Below are 579 nucleotides of genomic sequence, written 5' to 3'. Positions count from 1 at the left end.
CGAGTACCGGGCTCTGTCGGGCAACCGATTCAAGGTGTTGAGGTGAAAGTCGTTGATCTTGACGGTCATGCTCTCCCTGTCGGTGAGGAAGGCGAAATTATTGTGCGCGGGCACAACGTCATGAAAGGTTATCTTGATCGCCCAGAAGTGACGGAATCGGTGTTGCAAAGTGGTTGGTTCCATACCGGTGACGTCGGGCGATTTGATGAGTCGGGTAATCTGTTTATTGTCGACAGGATGAAAGACTTGATCATTCGAGGTGGCTTCAATGTGGATCCTCGTGAGATTGAAGAAGTATTCATGACGCACCCTGCGGTAGCGATGGTGGCCGTGATAGGTATTCCGCATCAAGAATATGGCGAAGAGATCAAAGCCTACGTGGTATTAAAACCGAATCAATTTGTCGAAGCCGATGAGCTGCAATTGTGGGGGCGAGAGCAGTTAGCCAATTTCAAATACCCAAGGTTTGTCGAAATTCGTGAACAGTTACCGATGAGTGCTACGGGTAAAATCTTAAAGAGAGAGCTAAAATCGGAACTCGAAGTCGCATAAGTATGATGTCAAAGCCAGCGAAGCTCT

General features: G+C 48.2%; 1 protein-coding gene. It reads left to right on the top strand.

Annotated elements, in window-relative coordinates; all coding sequences use genetic code 11:
• On the top strand, window positions 1-552 hold a 552-nt coding region (locus tag R7E78_RS28800; protein WP_318058972.1), incomplete at its 5' end, for an AMP-binding enzyme.
• Window positions 553-579 lie beyond the last annotated feature (27 nt).

Source organism: Vibrio sp. YT-19(2023) (assembly GCF_033337395.1).
This window is presented reverse-complemented; position numbering and strand designations above follow the sequence as displayed.